Origin of the sequence: Enterobacter chinensis (assembly GCF_034008295.1) — a bacterium.
In the GTDB taxonomy this organism is placed as follows: Bacteria; Pseudomonadota; Gammaproteobacteria; order Enterobacterales; family Enterobacteriaceae; genus Enterobacter; species Enterobacter chinensis.
In genome coordinates, this window is sequence record NZ_JARDVI010000011.1 from 45,079 (window position 1) to 64,888 (window position 19,810).

Consider the following 19,810-nt stretch of genomic DNA (forward strand, 5'->3'; position numbering starts at 1 on the left):
ATGCTAAAAGTCCTCTTACTCTTTATCCTGCTGATCGCCGGGATCGTCCTGGGGCCGATGCTCGCGGGCCATCAAGGCTATGTGCTGATCCAGACCGATAACTACAACATCGAAACCAGCGTTACGGGCTTAGTGATCATTCTGATCCTCGGCGTGGTGGTGCTGTTTGTTCTGGAGTGGATCCTGCGCCGTATTTTCCGCACCGGTGCCCATACGCGCGGCTGGTTCGTTGGCCGTAAGCGCCGCCGCGCCCGCAAACAGACCGAACAGGCTCTGCTTAAGCTCGCCGAGGGTGACTATCAGCAGGTTGAAAAGCTGATGTCGAAAAACGCCGATCATGCCGAACAGCCGGTGGTGAACTATCTGCTGGCTGCTGAAGCGGCGCAGCAGCGCGGTGACGAAGCACGCGCCAATCAGCACCTGGAACGGGCGGCAGAGCTGGCGCATGGCGATCCGATTCCGGTGGAAATTACGCGCGTTCGTCTGCAGCTGGCGCGCAATGAGGATCACGCGGCTCGCCACGGCATCGACCGCCTGCTGGAAGTCGCGCCACGTCATCCGGAAGTGTTGCGTCTTGCCGAGCAGGCCTATATTCGTACCGGCGCGTGGGGCTCGCTGCTGGACATCATTCCGTCAATGGCAAAGGCCGAGGTCGGTGATGATGAACATCGTGATGAGCTTCAGCGTCTGGCATGGATTGGCCTGATGGATCAGGCGCGTGCCGACCTGGGCAGCGACGGTCTGAAAACGTGGTGGAAGAATCAGAGCCGTAAAACGCGCCAGCAGGTTCCTTTGCAGGTGGCGATGGCGGAACATCTGATTGAATGTGACGATCACGACACTGCACAGGAGATTCTCCTCGACGGTCTGAAGCGCCAGTACGACGATCGTCTGGTGATGGTGATCCCGCGCCTGAAAACCAACAACCCTGAGCAAGTCGAGAAAGTGCTGCGTCAGCAGATTAAAACCGTCGGTGACCGACCGCTGCTGTGGAGCACACTCGGTCAGTCGCTGATGAAGCACGGTGAATGGCAGGAGGCGAGCCTCGCCTTCCGCGCGGCGCTGAAGCAGCGTCCGGATGCCTTTGACTACGCGTGGCTTGCCGATGCGCTGGACAAGCAGCATAAGCCGGAAGAGGCGGCCGCCATGCGGCGTGATGGGTTGCTGTTGACGCTGCAAAATAACGGTACGCAGCAGTAATTAATCAGGAGGCCAAATGGCCTCCTTTTTTACGCCCATAAAAAAACGCCTGCTATAAAAGCAGGCGTTAAAACAGGTCTGTAAGACAACATATTTGGTGCTTCACTCAACGTTGTGTCCATGGTGTCTGATGAGGCCGAAGCGACATCTGTCAGTGGACGATAAGCACCGTAAATGGCTCTGCGTCATTCCTGAGTTTATGAGGCACTAAGGCGAACATAAGAGATGGAATGAGCATCTACGCGTATATTATTGCACGTAACGTGCCAACATGACATCCAGAAGTTTTACATGACGCAACATTTTAAGATAAAAGGAAATTATGCTGTTAAGCACCGTCTTAAGCTCTACAACGTATCGATAAATGCAGAAATATGTCGCCAGGAGGAGACAGCAAAACCCACGGATAATTAATGCTTTTATTTTCAATTGGTTATATGTCGCTGAATCGCGACAATGAAACAGGGCGCTGTCGGGGAATCACTACAGGGATGAGAAGTCGCAGAAAACAAAAAACCCCGCCGAAGCGGGGTTCAAAATTGGTCGGCGAGAGAGGATTCGAACCTCCGACCCACTGGTCCCAAACCAGTTGCGCTACCAAGCTGCGCTACTCGCCGATGTACTGCTTTTTTTGAATTTTTAGTTCAATTCATTTTAAAAGTCGTGGTGCGAGGGGGGGGACTCGAACCCCCACATCCAAAGGACACTAACACCTGAAGCTAGCGCGTCTACCAATTCCGCCACCTTCGCAATTCACAACTCTTTCAATAATGGGGTGGCTAATGGGATTCGAACCCACGACAACTGGAATCACAATCCAGGGCTCTACCAACTGAGCTATAGCCACCACTGTATTCTTTCACGCGGTACTGACTACTTCTCAGACCACCGCAGCTCTAGCACCGGGTAAATGGTGCGCCCGACAGGATTCGAACCTGAGACCTCTGCCTCCGGAGGGCAGCGCTCTATCCAGCTGAGCTACGGGCGCTTAGCGCCGTTGCGGGGCTGGATATTACGTACCTCCGTCCCCGCTGTCTAGTGCTTTTTTGAAAAAAATGCGCGTTTGGTTATGGTTTGCACATTTTGCCGCTTATTCCTCCACTTTCTGCGTGGTGGCACGGCGACCCAGGCCAAAAAGCTTATAGGCAGCTGTCACTGCCGCCAGGAAGATCACCCCGACAAACAGCGACATGCGGGTATCTTCATTAAAGTACATTCCGATTAATACGCAAATCAGGAACGCCATCGTCAAATAGTTCGCATAGGGGAACAGAATTGACCGGAACGGATGGCTTTCAATCGCCTTTTTATGCGCATGACGGAAACGCAGCTGGCTGATGAGGATCACAAACCACGGCACCATGCCCGGCAGTACGCTGGCGCTATAGACGTAAACGAACACGCGCTGCGGATTAGGAATGATGTAATTCAGGCAAGAGCCAATCAGCAGGATCACAATGGATACTGCTACACCCGCGACAGGAACGCCGACACGTGAGACTCTGCTCATCGCCGCAGGCAGCTGGTTATTCTTCGAGAGCGCATAGAGCATACGCCCGCAGCTGTACATTCCGCTGTTACAGCCTGACAACGCTGCCGTAAGGACGACAAAGTTGATGATACCCGCCGCCGCCGTGATACCAATTTTGGCGAAGGTTAAAACAAACGGGCTCCCCGTCGTGCCAATTTCGTTCCATGGGAAGATAGTCACGATGACGAAGATCGCGCCCACATAGAAAATCAGGATACGCCACAGCACTTTGCCCACCGCGCTACGCAGCGTAACCTGCGGGTTTTTCGCTTCACCGGCGGTAATGCCAATCAGCTCCACGCCCTGATACGAGGCCACAACGATACACAGCGCCGTCAGGAAGCCCTTCCAGCCGCCGGCGAAGAAGCCGCCGTTTTCGGTCAGGTTACCAAAGCCGATTGCATGTCCACCGTTGCCAAAGCCGAAGAAAATCACGCCCAGGCCGACGACAATCATCACGATGATGGTGGTGACTTTGATCATCGCAAACCAGAACTCGATTTCACCATAAAGACGCACGGCTGCCAGGTTTGCCAGCGCCACCAGTCCCACGGCAATCAGTGCGGGTATCCACTGGACCATGTCCGGGAACCAGAACTGGACGTAGACCCCTATCGCGGTGATCTCTGAGATGCCCACCGCCATCCACATAAACCAGTATGACCAGGCCGTCAGGTAGCCGAAGAACGGGCTCATATAACGATGCGCGTAAACGGCAAAGGAGCCGGTTACCGGCTCCAGGAAGAGCATTTCGCCCATGGAACGCATGATGAAGAAAACAAACAACCCGGCGATAATGTACGCCAGTAATACGGAAGGGCCTGCCCATTTGAGCGTGCTTGCAGAGCCCATAAACAGGCCCACGCCGATAGTGCCGCCCAGCGCTATCAGTTCAATATGACGAGCTTCCAGCCCACGCTGTAGCTCCGGTTTTTTCTCTGCCATAGATCCTCGATTGTGTTTGCTGTTTCCCGGCTTAAGACCGGGTATTGTTTTTTAGGGGTACTAAAATACGGTGCGAATGGTTTCTTAAAATCTGCCAAATGGCAAACGATGCATTAAAAAAATGAATGCATTGCACAGATTATCAGCAGTTTTGCAGGCGAGTTGCAGCGCGAATAGCATATCGCGCTACATTTTGATTACATTTTTCCGGTGTAATGCCAGGCGAGGTAGCGAAGCAGACGGATCTGTCGTTTAATACGCGTCGGTTGCGATAACAGGCGATACAACCATTCCAGCCCCAGATTTTGCCAAACCTTCGGCGCGCGCTTAACGTGGCCGGTAAAGACGTCGTACGTGCCGCCGACGCCCATGTAGAGAGCGTCCGGACAAACCTGACGGCAGTCACGCATCAGGATCTCCTGGCGCGGGGAGCCCATCGCCACGGTGACAATTTTCGCCCCGCTGTCACGAACGCGCTCAAACAGCGCCAGCCGATCTTCAGGTTTGAAGTAACCATCCTGGCTGCCGACAATATTAACATTCCATTGACGACGCAGTTTCTCCTCAGTCTGAGCCAGTATCTCTGGCTTCCCACCAATCAGGAACACTGGCGTGCCCTGCGCGCCTGCGCGAGCCATGAGCTGCTCCCAGAGATCGGCACCCGCCACGCGGGAAACATTAGCATCAGGAAACTTTTTACGGATAGAGCGGACCACGCTGATCCCGTCCGCGTATTTGAATTCAGCCGCTTCTATCAGGCTTTTGACCTCGGCGTTATCTTCCACCGCCAGCATCTTTTCCGCATTGATGGCGACCAGCGTGCCGGATTTCATCTGGCCGTCGGCGAACAGAAAATCCAGCGCGTGCTGCATGTCGCGCCAGCCAATAAGCTGCAGACCACGTAGCGCATAGCGCGGTGCAGAAATATTATCAGTCATTACTATCCTTACTCAGACTTGCGACAGCGATGTGCTGCCCTGTCGCTCGCGCTTGTGCACAAGCCCTGCGCTGTCAAACAGCCAGTACAACAGTTTGGCCAGCAACAGGCAGACGCCGAAAACGACCATAAAGAACACCACGCGTGAAACGAACGAGTCCAGCCCTTCACGCGCCAGAACGATCATATTGAAAATGGCACCAAAGCAGAAGCTGTGCAAAATGGCCGCTTTGTAGCGATTAGTCTCTTCGTTGCCGCGCAGGTAAAGCCAGTCGAACCACTTAATAATCAACCCCACGGCAACCGCCCCGGGCAAAATGAACCACGCCCCACCCATCACCACCAGTGAACCGATAAGCGTAGGGGAGATTGCCAGACCGGAATGGTTGTTCAGCACTTCCCAGGTAAAGTAGTTCGCCGTATTCAGCACCACGCCAGGCCGGTCAGGCCATAGCCAGGAAGGGATAAAGACGTAGAAGTCGCGAACAATCGGCGCCAGCCCCTGGAAATCAATCTTGTCGTAATTTTGCAGCAGTAATGCCAGGTTTTCCCACGGCGAGAACGTATCGCGCGTGAGGTAAAGGAACGTGTAAAACGCCTCGTCACCTGCCACGTTCATTCCATACCGCTTCAGCGCCAGCCAGAACATCCCCACAATGCCAAACACCCCGGCCGCAACCAGCATCCACAGTGAGATCCAGCCGCGGATGATGCCGATAAACAGGAAGATGGCGAAGGCGATGATGATATTGGCGCGCGTACCGCCCACAATCATATAGGTCAGAATACCAAACGCGACGGTGCTGACCAGGAAGAACAGCCACGCTTTACTGTCCTGGCGCAGGAAGAAGATCACCAGCATCGCCGGGATGAAGAAGTAGAAGAACCGCTTAAGCGCCACGCCCGAGACTTCGGCAGAAAAAATCTGGCTGTAGGAGTGGAGCTTGAACAGCAGGAAGCCGTTATGCATGAAGAAGATGCCGACACTGACCAGGGCAATCGTCATCAACATCACCCATGTCAGGTGGGTCTCCACTCGATTCATGGTAAAAAGCGCCCGACGCGGCGCGGCAGCCTGCACGGAACGCAGACGCGTTTTATAGGTGACGTAGTACACCGCATAGAAGCAGGTCGCTGCCAGAAGCGCCTGGAGCAGAATTTCCGGGGGCGCGACGCTCACGTCAAAACGGAAGACCAGAATGCTGGTCAGCGGGAAACCGAAAAAGAACGTCAGCAGAAACAATAACGAGAAGAACACGTTAAAGTTGAAACGTACGCGACGGAATTCGAACCAGGTGAGCGTGGCGATAAACAGGGCGCTCAGGAGCCAAACGACCAGCAACCCGCTGAATTGCAACTGGCTCATGCTTTGTCTCCTGCAGCGATACGCAGCGCACGGTGCCACGGCGTGAGGTAATTCGGGCTAAAGAAGTCGATGGAATTTTTATCCACCAGCGCCAGCTGTCGCTGTGCTTCCCGAACAACCTCTTCATTGAGCACATCGGTGGTGAACAGCACCGGAAGATGCTGTTCGGCCATATCCTGCCAGAACGGGTTGTCGCGGTTTAGCACGCAAGGGATCCCTGCCTGAATAAGCAAGCAAAGTGTGCCAATGCCCTGCTGACGGGCAAAGATGAAATACCCGAGGTCGCATTTTCTCAGCAACGCGAGATACTCATCAAATTCCAGCTTATCCCGCAGAATATGCAAATTATCCGCGCTGAATAACGCAAGCCCCTGATGGCTAACCTCATCAATGTAGGCGTCATTATTGGCGGGATAGCCCATCGGCACCACCACGTTCACCGTGTCGCCAAACTGCTGATGCACCGCTCTGAGCGCTGCCACATGTTCGTTACTGCGATCGCCGGAATTCCCCACCAGGATCGTCAGCTTGCCTTCACGCACCGCGTCATTCGCCATGGCGTTTAGCGACGGATCCATGCGGGTTGGGAAATAGAGTAATTCGCCGCGCACGTTCGGGTGCTGCTTCGCAAAATAGTTGAGATCGCCACGGGTAGCAAAAACACAGCCCACCCTTCCCTGTGCCATGCGGCGCAGCGGATAGAAAAGACGGAATTTCCAGCCGCGGGAGACTTCGTAGAGATCGGCTCCCCAGATATGCCAGCTACACTGGGAAGGCTTGATTCCCCCGCTGAGAAGCCCCAGCCACAGGCCGGTATTAAACTGTCCGTGAAAGAAGAATCGTTGCTCACGATCCGCTTTGGCTTTGGCAATGACCGCTTTCGCCAGCGTGGCCTTATCCGGCCAGAAGCTGATCTTCAGCGTCGGAAATGCTGAACTCAGGCCCTTATCCTGACCTGCAACCATAAACTCACGCGCATCAGGATTACCCGATGCCAGCTCGTCGTTGAAGAACCGCAAAACGGTCTGGTTATGGTGTGGGATATCCGATCCCAGGATGTGAATCAGTGCAGTCATGCGCGTTTACGCCACAATAAAAATACGCCGCAACAGGCAGCGAAATAAACGATATAGGTTGCCATGTAGGCCTGAGCCGCCCCCAACGCACCGTGTGCGGGTATCAACCAGTGCGAGAACGAGGTCAGTAATGCGAACTGGCTAATTTCCGCCAGGATATACAGCCGCAGGGACGCTTTTGCAATCACCAGATAGCCGAAAACGTAAGCACCCACTTTCAACACATCGCCCACCAGTTGCCAGGCAAAGAGATCGCGCATGGCGGTGAACTTCGCCGAGAACAGCAGCCAGATGGCGACATCGCGCAATAACCAGACGGTAAAGCTGGCAGCCGCAACAGCCGGCAACACAAAGCGCAGAGATCGGAAAATCTCACGGGTGATATCCTGCCTCGACGTCAGACGCGATAATGTTGGCAGCAAATAAACGCTAAAGGAAGCCGTAATAAACTGGAGGTAGGCGTCGGAAATGCTGCTTACTCCCTGCCAGATCCCGACTTCATCCCAGCTATAATGCGCCGCCAGCAGGTTTCGCATCATCACGTAGGCTACAGGTAGCGTGACGGAGGTGATGAGCGCCATCAGGGTAAATTTACCCAGCTGGCTGGCAAGCACCTTATCCCATTGCGGTTTCAGGTAGCTCAGCGGGATGACGCCCCGACGCATCAGCATAAGCGCCGCGGGAACAACAACCAGTGCCGGCACCAGCGCCAGCCCGAGCAGCGCGCCTTCATAGCCACCGAGGCGATAGCAGAAGTAGTAAGCAATAACGCCAATGACGCTGCCCAGGATTAAGGCAAGGGCGTTCCCGGCAGCATCACGAAAACCTTTCATCAACGCCAGCAGCAGGTTAGCCCAGGCAATGCCCATCTGAACCAACGCAACCAGACGCACCAGCCCCTGATAATGGGTGTGCCCGAACAATCCCTGGCTGATGGGGGCCGCCGCCAGCAGAAAGACTATCGCCATCAGGGTCGAAAAAACCGTGACCATCGCCGAAGAGGTGCCCACCACCCTGCGAAGCTGAGCCGCATCATCATGGTACTGAGAAACGTATTTGGTCACGCCGTTGAAGATACCGGCACCCGCCAGCACGCCAAGGACGGTGACAAGCTGGCGGAAATTACCCGCCAGCCCCACGCCGGAGGGGCCAAAGGAGACGGCCAACAGCTTGACGACCAGCAGACCGGCGCCAATTTTTACAAGTGTGGACGCGGCGGTCCACACCGATGCTTTTGCCAGAGACATATCAGCCGAAATAGCTCAGAAGGGTATTGATCACCGTACGCTGGTTAACTGGCGCGAGGTTATAGAACAGTGGCAGGCGAAGCAAACGCTCACTTTCTTTGGTAGTGTAGCGATCTTCACCCGCAAACGTGCCAAACGCTTCTCCGGCCGGACTGGAATGCAGCGGGATATAGTGGAACACCGCCATAATTTCGGCTTCTTTCAGCCAGGCGATGAGCTGGCTACGGTCGTCGTTATCGCGCAGCTTGATGTAGAACATGTGGGCATTGTGGACGCAGTCTGCCGGGATGGTTGGCAGTTCAATACGCCCGGCTTTTGCCAGAGGCTCAAGCGCATCGTAATACGTTTGCCACAGGGAAAGACGCTGAAGGTTGATACGTTCCGCCGCTTCCAGCTGCGCCCACAGGTACGCCGCCTGCAGATCCGCCATCAGATAGCTTGAGCCAATATCGCGCCAGGTGTATTTGTCTACCTGCCCGCGGAAGAACTGGCTGCGGTTGGTGCCTTTTTCGCGGATCACTTCCGCACGCTCAACCAGCGCGCGATCGTTAATCAGCGTCGCACCACCTTCTCCACCCGCGGTGTAGTTTTTAGTTTCGTGGAAGCTAAAGCAGCCGATGTGACCGATGGTACCCAGCGCACGTCCCTTGTAGGTGGACATCACACCCTGCGCAGCATCTTCCACCACATACAGGTTATGTTTTTTGGCGAGCGCCATGATGGTGTCCATTTCACAGGCCACGCCCGCGTAGTGAACCGGAACAATCGCTCGCGTTTTGTCAGTGATCGCCGCTTCAATCAGCGTCTCATCAATGTTCATGGTATCCGGGCGGATATCCACAAAGACGATTTTCGCCCCGCGCAGGACAAACGCGTTCGCCGTGGAGACGAAGGTATAACTCGGCATAATCACTTCATCACCGGGCTGGATATCCAACAACAGGGCCGCCATTTCCAGCGATGCCGTACAGGACGGAGTCAGCAGCACTTTGGCACTGCGAAAACGCTGCTCCATCCACTGCTGACAGCGACGGGTAAAACCGCCGTCACCGCAGAGTTTGCCGCTGCCCATGGCAGACTGCATATAGTCGAGTTCAGTTCCGACGACGGGGGGTGCGTTAAATGGAATCATCTTGTCACCTGTATAACCAGTAGGCGGTGGCGTCGATGTTGGCACCACTCGCAATATAACGTTTAAGCGCGGCGGTGTTACCCACCTGGGTCGCCACCCGCAGCGTCACGAGCTTTTGCTGCTGCGCCCAGTGCAGCGCTGCCTGCATCAGTTTCTCACCCATGCCACGCCCGGCTAATAAGCCAATACGCGCCTCGCGCTCGTTGAGCTTACGCAGCGAGACAAATCCCTGGTTCTGCCCGTCCGCTGCACGAAAAACCAGGCAGACATGGTCGAACGTGCCTTTGACCGCATTCTCCACCCACTGGGCGTAGAAACGTCCACTATCGTCAGGTGCGTACCAGGGCGCGCGAAAGCGGCTCTGCGCGAACGCCTGGGCCGCCATCTGACGCAGCACGGGAATATCCCGTTCGGTTGCCATTTCCGCGCCAGATGCATCGTGGCGGGAAAGGGTAATGGAAAGGTCTACCTCACCTTCAACCAGCTGAAAACCGTGGTGCTGGAGCGCGTCAAGCAGGTCAGCACGGTCCGCCGGGATCTTAGCCTGCACCCGTTGCCAGGCGGTAAAATCCGATTCAGTCAGTACTGGCGCATCGTCGCGCAGGCGCACGATAGCCGATGGCAGGCCGAAAAAGGTACTCTCCCACTGCAGAGGCTCGAGTACCCCATTCAGGTTGCTCACCGCCAGACGCCTTTGGTATCCACAATATACTGCTGACGAACAGCAGTACCGGACATCGCTTTAAATTCTTTATGATCCACCAGCAGCACCAGCACATCCGCCGTCGCCAGCGCATCGTCCAGCGCTGTCAGCGTGCAGTGGCCTGCCAGTTTTGCCGGAAGGTCATGAATGTTTGGCTCGACCACCAGCGTTTCGCCCTTATGCCATTCGGCAATCATCTCAGCAATTTCCATTGCCGGGCTTTCGCGCAGGTCGTCAATGTTCGGTTTAAATGCCAGACCAAAGCAGGCAATTTTCAGCTCGCTGGCGCGCTTGCCGCTCTCTGCCAGACAATCCGCCACCGTGGTTTTTACCTGATTGAGCACCCAGTGAGGTTTGCTGTCGTTCACTTCACGCGCGGTGCGGATCAGACGAGCCTGCGCAGGATTCTGCGCCACGATAAACCATGGGTCGACGGCGATACAGTGTCCGCCCACGCCCGGACCAGGCTGGAGAATGTTTACGCGCGGATGACGATTGGCCAGGCTGATCAACTCCCAGACGTTAATTCCCTGATCGGCGCAGATCAGCGACAGTTCATTCGCGAAGGCGATATTCACGTCCCGGAAGCTGTTTTCCGTCAGCTTGCACATCTCAGCGGTGCGGGAGTTTGTCACCACGCATTCGCCTTCGAGGAAAATCTTGTACAGCGCGCTGGCACGCTCGGAACAGACTGGCGTCATACCGCCAATGACGCGGTCGTTTTTAATCAGTTCCACCATGACCTGGCCCGGCAGCACGCGCTCCGGACAGTAGGCGATATTGATATCAGCCTGCTCGCCCGCCTGCTGCGGGAAGCGTAAATCAGGGCGCGCTTCGGCCAGCCACTGTGCCATCTGCTCGGTAGCACCGACGGGAGAGGTCGACTCCAGAATCACCAGCGCCCCTTTCTTCAGCACAGGTGCAATGGATTTCGCTGCCGCCTCGACGAAGGCCATGTCGGGCTCGTGGTCACCTTTAAAAGGCGTTGGAACGGCAATCAGGTACGCATCCGCTTCAACAGGTGTTGTACTGGCACGCAGGAAACCTCCATCCACCGCTTCTTTCACCACACGGTCGAGATCGGGCTCCACAATATGAATTTCGCCACGGTTAATGGTTTCCACCGCGCGGGCGTTGATATCCACACCGACAACCTGTTTTTGACGAGAGGCAAACGCCGCCGCGGTGGGCAAGCCGATGTAGCCAAGACCAATGACAGAGATGGTAGTAAAACTCATAGCGATACCCGATTGTTTTTAAGTGCATGCAAAATACGGCCACAAGCCTGCCCGTCACCATAAGGATTATGGGCTCGGCTCATCGCCTGATACGCTTCATCGTCGTGCAGGAGGCGCGTGACCTCTTCGACAATCAACTGTGTGTTGGTTCCGACCAGGCGCACGGTTCCCGCTTTGACGGCTTCCGGACGCTCGGTCGTTTCACGCATCACCAGCACCGGTTTACCGAGGGAAGGCGCTTCTTCCTGAATTCCGCCGGAATCGGTGAGGATCAGCCAGGCATGGTTCATCAGCCAGACAAACGGCATGTAGTCCTGCGGTTCAATCAGTAGAACATTGTCGACATGGCCCAGAATGCGGTTAACCGGCTCGCTGACGTTAGGGTTGAGATGCACCGGATAGACAATCTGCACATCTTCATTTTGCGCGGCAATTTCAGCCAGCGCATGGCAGATTTGCTCAAAACCCCGGCCAAAGCTCTCGCGGCGGTGACCGGTGACCAGGATGGTTTTTTTACCGTTGTGCAGGAAGGGATAGCGGGCAGCGAGGTCTTGCTGAAGGGAGCTATTTGCCAATATACGGTCACGAACTCCTATCAAAGCATCAATAACCGTATTGCCGGTCACAAAGATTTTGTTCTCAGCGATATTTTCACGCAGCAGGTTCTGGCGGGAATTTTCCGTTGGCGCAAAATGGTACATCGCCAGATGACCGGTTAGCGTACGGTTGGCCTCCTCCGGCCACGGTGAATAAAGATTGCCGGTGCGCAGACCTGCCTCAACATGTCCCACGGGAATACGCTGATAAAATGCGGCCAGGCTTGTCGCCACGGTGGTGGTGGTGTCACCGTGGACCAGCACCACGTCAGGCTTGAATGACTCCAGGATCGGCTTAAGCTCTTGCAGAATGCGACAGGTTATCTCCGTCAACCCCTGTCCCGGTTTCATAATATTAAGATCGTAATCCGGGACGATGGAAAAGAGCGTTAAGACCTGATCGAGCATCTCACGGTGTTGGGCAGTGACGCACACTTTCGCTTCTATATCAGGATCGCTGGCCAGCGCATGAACCAGAGGCGCCATTTTTATGGCCTCCGGCCTGGTGCCAAATACGGTAAGTACTTTCACATCGATTCTCTTCGATTAGGCGATGAAGGCCGTAACCTTCATCGTAAACGGCGTTCTTAGTTTCTGCGACGACGCGTTAACGCCACGCCAGCGCCCGTCAGTGCACCCACAATGCCCCACATAATCATCAGGAATGCACGACGCGGGCTATCGCGTTTTACAGGCTCTTCAGGCGTTCGCAAATAACGATAGGTCTGAAAACGTGGATCCAGGGATGGACCTACATTCAGCGTATTGAGCATCGCACGATTTTGATCGTAATCGAGGTCAAAATCGGGGCCAACGGCCTGGAGGTTTTCCAGGCGTGCCTGCAGCATTGGGCGACCAAGGAGGAACATCTCTGAGTCAGGCAGTTCATCAGCCGGCACGTCAGTCTCAGTACGGGAAATATTGTGCTGTTCAGCAATCTTAAGCGCCTGCTCAATATTGTGTACGCGGCGAGCAAAAATGGCTTTTGCCACCTCTTCCTGACGTTTGACCTGTGCTTTCATCTGGATAGTACGAGCTGCCCAGGCACCATTTAACTCTTCATTGAGATGGCTTGCGGCACGCTGGCTGGCAAACGCGACATACTGGCGCAACAGGTTGTTGGCATCCGGCGCGGTTTCTGCAATCAGCTTGACGCTATCATTCACGTTACGCAGCGCATCGCCCGGCATAAACTGAATATTGTTAATCAGATCGTCCAACAGCGCGGCATCAACCTTGCTGTTACCCACCATGCGTTGCTTGTAATAATCCGTCTGGGACCAGAAATCGCGGCGCGTATCCCACGAAGCCAGTTGCATCACAAATTCTTTATAAGCTTCATCCATAACGGAGGCCTGGTCTGGCGTGGCAAGACTGGCTTTGATATCCAGGTTTCGCAGGAATTGCTGCTGGGAATAGTATCCCCCAAGCATGTTAACCGTTGGTCTGTCTGTGATTGCCGTGGCGCTCCACTCTTGTTTTGCAAAGAAAGTGTAGGCCAGCGCTAACAGTGCAAACCCCAGCGCGATCCCCGCAATCCAAAGTTTGCCTGCCCATAACACGCGAAACAAACCGCGAATATCCAGTTCATTCTCAGTTACCACTGATTTCGCTCCCGCCAACGGTTGAGTCATCATAGTCCCGGTTTTACTTAGTTAATGTTGTATTTTTGCCACTGTTACGACGCATCCTGCGTTTAATGCGTTTTACGAATCGCGCTACTTTCCATGCGCGCTTAATGCAGTAGCCATAGAGTGAAAAAGCAAGCAAGAACAATACCAACATGGCCCACTCAGGCACAAAATGAGTATATTCCGCCGTCACGCCAACCCCCGCAAGAATAGCAGCCGCCAGTGTAATAAGCACAAATGCCTGCCGAGAAGTGAATCCAGCTCGCATGATCAAATGATGAATATGCTGACGGTCAGCAGAGAAAGGACTCATCCCTTTACGTAGACGACGATACATAATCGCGACCATATCCATTAAAGGGATAGCGATAATCCATAACGCCGTTACCGGGCTGATCGGGTGTACGTTACCCTGAGTGGTTTCCAACAAGATCCAGATGATAGTAAAACCGATAAGCGTGCTGCCCGCATCACCCATAAATACTTTATAGCGCCGACCCAAAGCACCAAGATTTAACAAGATATAAGGCAGGATGGCCGCAATCATGGCGAAACACCACATCGCAAGGCTATATTGTCCATCGAACCATAAAATGAAACCTATTGCAGCAAATGAGACGCAGGACAATCCGCCCAGCAAACCATCAATACCGTCAACCATGTTGAAGGCATTAATCGCCACCCATACCGCAAAAAGTGTCAGAAAATAGCCGAACGGGCCGAGCACCATCTCCCAGGAACCAAATATATAGCCCAGACTACTCAAATGTAACTTTGCGAATACCATCATGGCGATAGCGACCGCAGCCTGGACGAAGGCGCGGATTTTGACGCTAATATCGTAACGATCGTCAAGAGCACCAACCACGACAAGTATCGTCGCGCAGGTCAGGTACAACCGGGCATGCGGAATGTAGTAATCAGCGATTGCAAATGTAAAGCAGATACCCGCGAAAACAGAAATACCCCCGACCAGAGGAATCATACCTTGATGGCGCTTACGGAAGTTGGGTTTATCCACTAATCCCAGATATTTCGCCACCTTACGGGCCAAAAACAAAAAGCAGGTGGTAAACAAGAAAATACTGGTTAGCTCAGTAAACGTATCAAGTAGGTTCACAATGGATGTTCTCAACAAATGTTAGTCAAGGAAGTATAACCATGAAGGCGCTGAGCCTGAAGGTATAAAGTAAACCTCTCACAATTCCATTTGTTTATTATTCAAGCTATTAATGTTTTTACTGTGCGATTAATCTTATTGTCGCACCGACCGGTCAAAATTGGGAGTAGGTGGTACTAGCGTATAGTCCATAAAAGAAAAACGCCACGTAAAAACGTGGCGTTCACTGGCTTTATTTGCGTTACGAGCGTTTCATCATGTCGAAGAAATCGTCGTTTGTTTTGGTCATCGCCAGTTTGTTAATGAGGAACTCCATCGCGTCAATCTCACCCATTGGATGGATGATTTTGCGCAGGATCCACATTTTCTGCAGCTCTTCCTGCGTGGTGAGCAGCTCTTCTTTACGGGTACCGGAACGGTTGTAGTCAATTGCCGGGAAGACGCGTTTCTCAGCAATTTTACGAGAGAGGTGCAGTTCCATGTTACCTGTACCTTTAAACTCTTCGTAAATGACTTCGTCCATTTTGGAACCAGTATCGATCAGCGCCGTCGCGATGATGGTCAGGCTGCCGCCCTCTTCCACGTTACGTGCTGCACCGAAGAAGCGTTTCGGACGATGCAGGGCGTTAGCGTCCACACCACCGGTCAGTACTTTACCGGAAGCCGGGACAACGGTGTTGTAGGCACGCGCCAGACGCGTAATGGAGTCGAGCAGGATGATCACGTCTTTCTTGTGCTCAACCAGGCGTTTCGCCTTCTCGATAACCATTTCTGCGACCTGAACGTGGCGAGATGCCGGTTCATCAAAGGTAGAAGCCACAACTTCACCTTTAACCAGACGCTGCATCTCGGTCACTTCTTCCGGACGTTCGTCAATCAGCAGTACCATCAGCACGCAGTCTGGGTGGTTATAGGCGATGCTCTGCGCGATGTTCTGCAGCAGCATGGTTTTACCCGCTTTTGGCGGCGCCACAATCAGGCCACGCTGACCACGACCAATTGGTGAGGCCAGATCCAGAACGCGAGCGGTTAAGTCTTCGGTAGAACCGTTACCACGCTCCATGCGCAGACGAGAGTTCGCATGCAGCGGCGTTAAGTTCTCAAAGAGGATCTTATTACGCGAGTTTTCCGGTTTGTCGTAGTTAACTTCGTTAACTTTCAACAACGCAAAGTAGCGTTCACCCTCTTTAGGAGGACGAATCTTACCTGAAATGGTGTCACCAGTGCGGAGGTTGAAACGGCGGATTTGGCTAGGGGATACGTAGATGTCGTCAGGGCCGGCGAGGTAGGAGCTGTCTGCAGAGCGGAGGAAACCAAATCCGTCTTGCAATATCTCCAGCACACCGTCGCCAAAGATATCTTCGCCACTCTTAGCGTGCTGCTTCAGGATGGCGAAAATGATGTCCTGCTTGCGCATACGAGCCTGGTTTTCCAGCCCCATATTTTCGCCGAGAGTGATCAGGTCAGAAACCGGCGTATTCTTTAATTCGGTAAGATTCATAATGGTGTGGGTTCTTAAACTCGGGGTGATTCTCGAACTTAATGTTGTGAATGGTATGGCAGGGTCATCCATGCCTGTTTAGCGGCCATCACCTCATGTCTGTTCGCTGTCTGGTCACAGGGAAAGAACGCAGAACTGAAACGACAAGACGGATTGAGTGACAAGCCCGGAATTTAGCCACTTCACGCACTGTTTATGTCAACAGCGGGAAGTATCGGGTAAAACAAGATTCAAACAACAAGATATGTTTAAAACGAAGTCATAGCTAACTTAGCACGACTTCAGCCGGGCGTCCAGAGTTCCACATCATTTAGCCAGATGCTCTGGACGCACAGCGGAGAAACCTTACGCCAGGTTAGCGTCCAGGAACTCTTTCAGTTGACCTTTGGACAGCGCGCCCACTTTGGTCGCCGCCACTTCACCGTTTTTGAACAGCAGCAGGGTCGGAATGCCACGGATACCGTATTTTGGTGCGGTGCCCGGGTTCTGGTCGATGTTCAGCTTGGCAACGGTCAGTTTGCCCTGATATTCGTCGGCGATCTCATCCAGAATCGGGGCGATCATTTTGCAAGGACCACACCATTCAGCCCAGAAATCGACGAGGATCAGCCCGTCAGCCTTAAGTACGTCCGTGTCAAAACTGTCGTCAGTCAGGTGAATAATTTTATCGCTCATATATAACTCCACAGGAATAAGCCTGGTACGTTGGTTTTGTCTCCACCAACGACGTGTTGATGTCGCATTAACCAACTAAAGGTTGACTTTATTTCACCGGATACGCTTTCGTAAAGCAATAGTAAGCTGATATTCTACCACACTATGAGCAAAACACATTTAACAGAACAGAAGTTTTCCGACTTCGCCCTGCACGCAAAGGTAATTGAAGCCCTTGAAAATAAAGGGTTTCATAACTGCACGCCCATTCAGGCCCTCGCACTGCCGCTGACGCTGGCCGGTCGCGATGTTGCAGGGCAGGCGCAAACCGGTACTGGCAAAACGATGGCGTTTTTGACGTCAACGTTTCATTATTTACTTTCTCACCCAGCGATTGCAGACCGCAAAGTTAACCAGCCGCGCGCGCTAATTATGGCCCCGACGCGAGAACTGGCGGTACAGATCCACGCAGACGCTGAACCCCTGGCGCAGGCTACCGGCCTCAAGCTTGGCCTGGCCTATGGCGGCGATGGCTACGATAAGCAACTGAAAGTGCTGGAAAGCGGTGTGGATATCCTCATCGGTACCACCGGCCGTCTTATCGATTACGCCAAACAGAACCACATTAACCTTGGCGCAATCCAGGTTGTGGTGCTCGATGAAGCTGACCGCATGTACGATCTGGGCTTCATTAAAGATATCCGCTGGCTGTTCCGCCGTATGCCTCCGGCCAACCAGCGTCTGAATATGCTGTTCTCTGCAACCCTCTCGTACCGCGTTCGCGAACTGGCGTTCGAACAGATGAACAACGCCGAATATGTGGAAGTGGAACCTGAGCAGAAAACGGGTCACCGCATTAAAGAAGAACTCTTCTATCCTTCTAATGAAGAGAAAATGCGTCTGCTGCAAACGTTGATTGAAGAAGAGTGGCCAGATCGCGCCATTATCTTCGCAAACACCAAACACCGTTGTGAAGACATCTGGGGCCATCTGGCTGCAGACGGTCACCGCGTTGGCCTGTTGACCGGCGACGTGGCGCAGAAAAAACGCCTGCGTATTCTCGAAGAGTTTACCCGTGGCGATCTCGATATTCTGGTCGCAACCGACGTGGCAGCACGTGGTTTGCACATTCCAGCCGTGACGCACGTGTTTAACTATGACCTGCCAGACGACTGCGAAGACTATGTACACCGTATCGGTCGTACCGGTCGTGCGGGCGCAAGCGGTCACTCTATTAGCCTTGCGTGTGAAGAGTATGCGCTGAATCTTCCAGCCATTGAGACTTACATCGGTCACTCTATTCCGCAGAGCAAATACAACCCGGAAGCGCTGTTAAGCGAACTGCCGCCGCCTAAGCGTCTTACCCGCCCACGCTCCGGCAATGGTCCGCGCCGTTCAGGCGGCGCACCGCGTAATCGTCGTCGTTCAGGTTAAGAAAATATGCTCAGCTCCACCTCGCTTTATGCGGCAATTGATCTCGGTTCGAATAGTTTTCATATGCTGGTTGTGCGCGAGGTGGCGGGAAGCATACAAACGCTGACGCGCATTAAGCGCAAGGTCCGTCTCGCGGCGGGCCTGAGCAGCAACAATGACCTCTCACCTGAAGCCATGGAACGTGGCTGGCAGTGTCTGCGACTCTTTGCTGAGCGTCTGCAGGATATCCCTCATGCCCAAATCACCGTCGTCGCCACTGCGACACTCCGACTGGCGGTTAACGCCGTGGATTTCATTGCCAGAGCGCAGGAAATTCTGGGTTGTCCGGTTCAGGTTATCAGCGGTGAAGAAGAGGCTCGCCTGATTTATCAGGGTGTTGCACACACCACGGGGGGTGACGATCGCCGCCTGGTGGTGGATATCGGCGGTGCCAGCACAGAACTGGTTACCGGCACCGGCGCGCAGGCGACGTCTCTGTTCAGCCTGTCTATGGGCTGCGTGACCTGGCTTGAACGCTACTTTGCTGACCGGAATCTGGGTAAAGAGAACTTCGACGAGGCAGAAAATGCCGCGCGCGAAGTGTTACGTCCCGTCATGGATGAACTGCGCTATCACGGCTGGAAAGTCTGCGTGGGTGCGTCGGGTACCGTGCAGGCCCTGCAGGAAATTATGATGGCGCAGGGAATGGACGAGCGGATTACGCTTGCCAAACTTCAGCAGTTGAAACAGCGCGCCATTCAGTGCGGACGACTGGAAGAGCTGGAAATTGAAGGGCTGACGCTTGAACGCGCGCTGGTCTTCCCGAGCGGGCTGGCCATTCTGATTGCGATTTTCACCGAACTCAACATCACCTGTATGACGCTGGCTGGCGGCGCGTTGCGCGAAGGTCTGGTCTATGGGATGTTGCATCTGTCGGTTGATCAGGACATTCGCAGCCGCACCCTGCGCAACGTGCAGCGCCGTTTTCTGGTGGATATCGATCAGGCTGGACGCGTGGCGCAACTGGCGTCACGCTTCGCTGATCAGGTCGCTAACGTGTGGGTTCTTGATCATCTGAGTCGTGATTTATTGCTGAGCGCCTGTGCGCTCCACGAAGTGGGGCTGAGCATTGATTTCAAGCAGGCCCCTGCTCACGCAGCGTATCTGGTGCGTAATCTTGATTTACCGGGCTATACGCCCGCGCAGAAAAAATTGCTGGCAACGCTGCTGCTGAACCAAACCAATGCCGTTGATCTCTCTTCTTTGCATCAGCAAAACGCCGTACCGCCGCGCGTGGCCGAGCATTTGTGCCGCCTGCTGCGTCTGGCGATCCTGTTTGCCAGCCGTCGCCGCGATGATTTACTCCCTGCTATCAACCTGGTTGCCGATGACGAAAAACTGTCTCTGACGCTGCCGGAGAACTGGATTGAAAATCACCCGCTTGGGGCAGAGATGATCGAGCAGGAGTGCCAGTGGCAAAGCTATGTGCACTGGGTGTTGGAAGTAAAATAAGATAGTGA

16 protein-coding genes and 4 tRNA genes are annotated in these 19,810 nt (G+C 54.0%); 3 read left to right on the forward strand and 17 right to left on the reverse strand.

Annotation, left to right across the window (positions count from 1 at the left end; translation table 11 throughout):
• Complete coding sequence (gene hemY / locus PYW49_RS22955) at positions 1-1,200, forward strand: protoheme IX biogenesis protein HemY (protein ID WP_134348951.1); 1,200 nt, start codon at positions 1-3, stop codon at positions 1,198-1,200.
• Positions 1,201-1,740: 540 nt separating this feature from the next.
• Here hemY and PYW49_RS22960 read toward each other — a convergent pair.
• The 17 genes from PYW49_RS22960 to trxA all read right to left on the reverse strand — a co-directional run bounded on the left by PYW49_RS22960 (position 1,741) and on the right by trxA (position 16,898).
• Positions 1,741-1,817 (reverse strand) — tRNA-Pro (locus PYW49_RS22960).
• Between the two features lie 47 nt (positions 1,818-1,864).
• A tRNA-Leu gene (locus tag PYW49_RS22965) sits at positions 1,865-1,950 on the reverse strand.
• Positions 1,951-1,971: 21 nt separating this feature from the next.
• Positions 1,972-2,047 (reverse strand) — tRNA-His (locus tag PYW49_RS22970).
• A gap of 64 nt (positions 2,048-2,111) precedes the next feature.
• Positions 2,112-2,188: transfer RNA gene (locus PYW49_RS22975), tRNA-Arg, on the reverse strand.
• Positions 2,189-2,290: 102 nt separating this feature from the next.
• On the reverse strand, positions 2,291-3,676 hold the full coding sequence (gene thrP / locus PYW49_RS22980; protein ID WP_134348950.1) for a bifunctional threonine/serine APC transporter ThrP: 1,386 nt from the start codon (positions 3,674-3,676) through the stop codon (positions 2,291-2,293).
• Between the two features lie 197 nt (positions 3,677-3,873).
• On the reverse strand, positions 3,874-4,614 hold the full coding sequence (gene wecG, locus PYW49_RS22985; RefSeq protein ID WP_134348949.1) for a lipopolysaccharide N-acetylmannosaminouronosyltransferase: 741 nt from the start codon (positions 4,612-4,614) through the stop codon (positions 3,874-3,876).
• Positions 4,615-4,626: 12 nt separating this feature from the next.
• The gene (wzyE, locus tag PYW49_RS22990) at positions 4,627-5,979 is read right to left on the reverse strand and encodes an ECA oligosaccharide polymerase (RefSeq protein ID WP_320387640.1); all 1,353 of its coding nucleotides are present in this window, start codon (positions 5,977-5,979) and stop codon (positions 4,627-4,629) included.
• Positions 5,976-7,055, reverse strand: coding sequence for a TDP-N-acetylfucosamine:lipid II N-acetylfucosaminyltransferase (locus PYW49_RS22995; RefSeq protein ID WP_134348947.1), 1,080 nt, complete (start codon positions 7,053-7,055; stop codon positions 5,976-5,978). Before PYW49_RS22995 ends, wzyE begins: the two co-directional genes overlap by 4 nt.
• Entirely contained in the window at positions 7,052-8,302 is a 1,251-nt protein-coding gene (gene wzxE / locus PYW49_RS23000; RefSeq protein WP_320387642.1) for a lipid III flippase WzxE, read from the reverse strand. Before wzxE ends, PYW49_RS22995 begins: the two co-directional genes overlap by 4 nt.
• 1 nt (position 8,303) lies before the next feature.
• Positions 8,304-9,434: a dTDP-4-amino-4,6-dideoxygalactose transaminase gene (rffA, locus tag PYW49_RS23005; RefSeq protein WP_134348945.1), complete on the reverse strand. Its 1,131-nt coding sequence runs from the start codon at positions 9,432-9,434 to the stop codon at positions 8,304-8,306.
• A gap of 4 nt (positions 9,435-9,438) precedes the next feature.
• On the reverse strand, positions 9,439-10,116 hold the full coding sequence (gene rffC, locus PYW49_RS23010) for a dTDP-4-amino-4,6-dideoxy-D-galactose acyltransferase (RefSeq protein WP_320387644.1): 678 nt from the start codon (positions 10,114-10,116) through the stop codon (positions 9,439-9,441).
• Positions 10,113-11,375 carry a UDP-N-acetyl-D-mannosamine dehydrogenase gene (wecC, locus tag PYW49_RS23015; protein WP_320387645.1) on the reverse strand — a complete coding sequence of 421 codons (1,263 nt, stop codon included), beginning with the start codon at positions 11,373-11,375 and terminating at the stop codon, positions 10,113-10,115. Before wecC ends, rffC begins: the two co-directional genes overlap by 4 nt.
• Complete coding sequence (gene wecB / locus PYW49_RS23020; protein WP_134348942.1) at positions 11,372-12,502, reverse strand: non-hydrolyzing UDP-N-acetylglucosamine 2-epimerase; 1,131 nt, start codon at positions 12,500-12,502, stop codon at positions 11,372-11,374. The genes wecC and wecB overlap by 4 nt, the downstream gene beginning before the upstream one ends.
• Before the next feature lie 56 nt (positions 12,503-12,558).
• Positions 12,559-13,605, reverse strand: coding sequence for an ECA polysaccharide chain length modulation protein (wzzE, locus tag PYW49_RS23025; protein WP_134348941.1), 1,047 nt, complete (start codon positions 13,603-13,605; stop codon positions 12,559-12,561).
• Positions 13,606-13,618: 13 nt separating this feature from the next.
• Positions 13,619-14,722, reverse strand: coding sequence for a UDP-N-acetylglucosamine--undecaprenyl-phosphate N-acetylglucosaminephosphotransferase (gene wecA, locus PYW49_RS23030; protein ID WP_134348940.1), 1,104 nt, complete (start codon positions 14,720-14,722; stop codon positions 13,619-13,621).
• Between the two features lie 241 nt (positions 14,723-14,963).
• Positions 14,964-16,223: a transcription termination factor Rho gene (gene rho / locus PYW49_RS23035; protein ID WP_134348939.1), complete on the reverse strand. Its 1,260-nt coding sequence runs from the start codon at positions 16,221-16,223 to the stop codon at positions 14,964-14,966.
• A gap of 345 nt (positions 16,224-16,568) precedes the next feature.
• Complete coding sequence (gene trxA / locus PYW49_RS23040) at positions 16,569-16,898, reverse strand: thioredoxin TrxA (protein ID WP_006179218.1); 330 nt, start codon at positions 16,896-16,898, stop codon at positions 16,569-16,571.
• Positions 16,899-17,042: 144 nt separating this feature from the next.
• Between trxA and rhlB the strand changes: the two genes are divergently transcribed.
• Together rhlB and gppA are read left to right on the forward strand one after the other, a co-directional pair.
• Entirely contained in the window at positions 17,043-18,311 is a 1,269-nt protein-coding gene (gene rhlB / locus PYW49_RS23045; RefSeq protein ID WP_047345477.1) for an ATP-dependent RNA helicase RhlB, read from the forward strand.
• Positions 18,312-18,317: 6 nt separating this feature from the next.
• Positions 18,318-19,802: a guanosine-5'-triphosphate,3'-diphosphate diphosphatase gene (gene gppA / locus PYW49_RS23050; protein ID WP_320387649.1), complete on the forward strand. Its 1,485-nt coding sequence runs from the start codon at positions 18,318-18,320 to the stop codon at positions 19,800-19,802.
• Positions 19,803-19,810 lie beyond the last annotated feature (8 nt).

Coding starts and splice junctions, on each gene's coding strand:
- hemY (WP_134348951.1), top strand. CDS start 1: ATGCTAAAAGTCCTCTTACTCTTTATCCTGCTGATCGCCGGGATCGTC.
- thrP (WP_134348950.1), bottom strand. CDS start 3,676: ATGGCAGAGAAAAAACCGGAGCTACAGCGTGGGCTGGAAGCTCGTCAT.
- wecG (WP_134348949.1), bottom strand. CDS start 4,614: ATGACTGATAATATTTCTGCACCGCGCTATGCGCTACGTGGTCTGCAG.
- wzyE (WP_320387640.1), bottom strand. CDS start 5,979: ATGAGCCAGTTGCAATTCAGCGGGTTGCTGGTCGTTTGGCTCCTGAGC.
- PYW49_RS22995 (WP_134348947.1), bottom strand. CDS start 7,055: ATGACTGCACTGATTCACATCCTGGGATCGGATATCCCACACCATAAC.
- wzxE (WP_320387642.1), bottom strand. CDS start 8,302: ATGTCTCTGGCAAAAGCATCGGTGTGGACCGCCGCGTCCACACTTGTA.
- rffA (WP_134348945.1), bottom strand. CDS start 9,434: ATGATTCCATTTAACGCACCCCCCGTCGTCGGAACTGAACTCGACTAT.
- wecC (WP_320387645.1), bottom strand. CDS start 11,375: ATGAGTTTTACTACCATCTCTGTCATTGGTCTTGGCTACATCGGCTTG.
- wzzE (WP_134348941.1), bottom strand. CDS start 13,605: ATGACTCAACCGTTGGCGGGAGCGAAATCAGTGGTAACTGAGAATGAA.
- rho (WP_134348939.1), bottom strand. CDS start 16,223: ATGAATCTTACCGAATTAAAGAATACGCCGGTTTCTGACCTGATCACT.
- trxA (WP_006179218.1), bottom strand. CDS start 16,898: ATGAGCGATAAAATTATTCACCTGACTGACGACAGTTTTGACACGGAC.
- rhlB (WP_047345477.1), top strand. CDS start 17,043: ATGAGCAAAACACATTTAACAGAACAGAAGTTTTCCGACTTCGCCCTG.
- gppA (WP_320387649.1), top strand. CDS start 18,318: ATGCTCAGCTCCACCTCGCTTTATGCGGCAATTGATCTCGGTTCGAAT.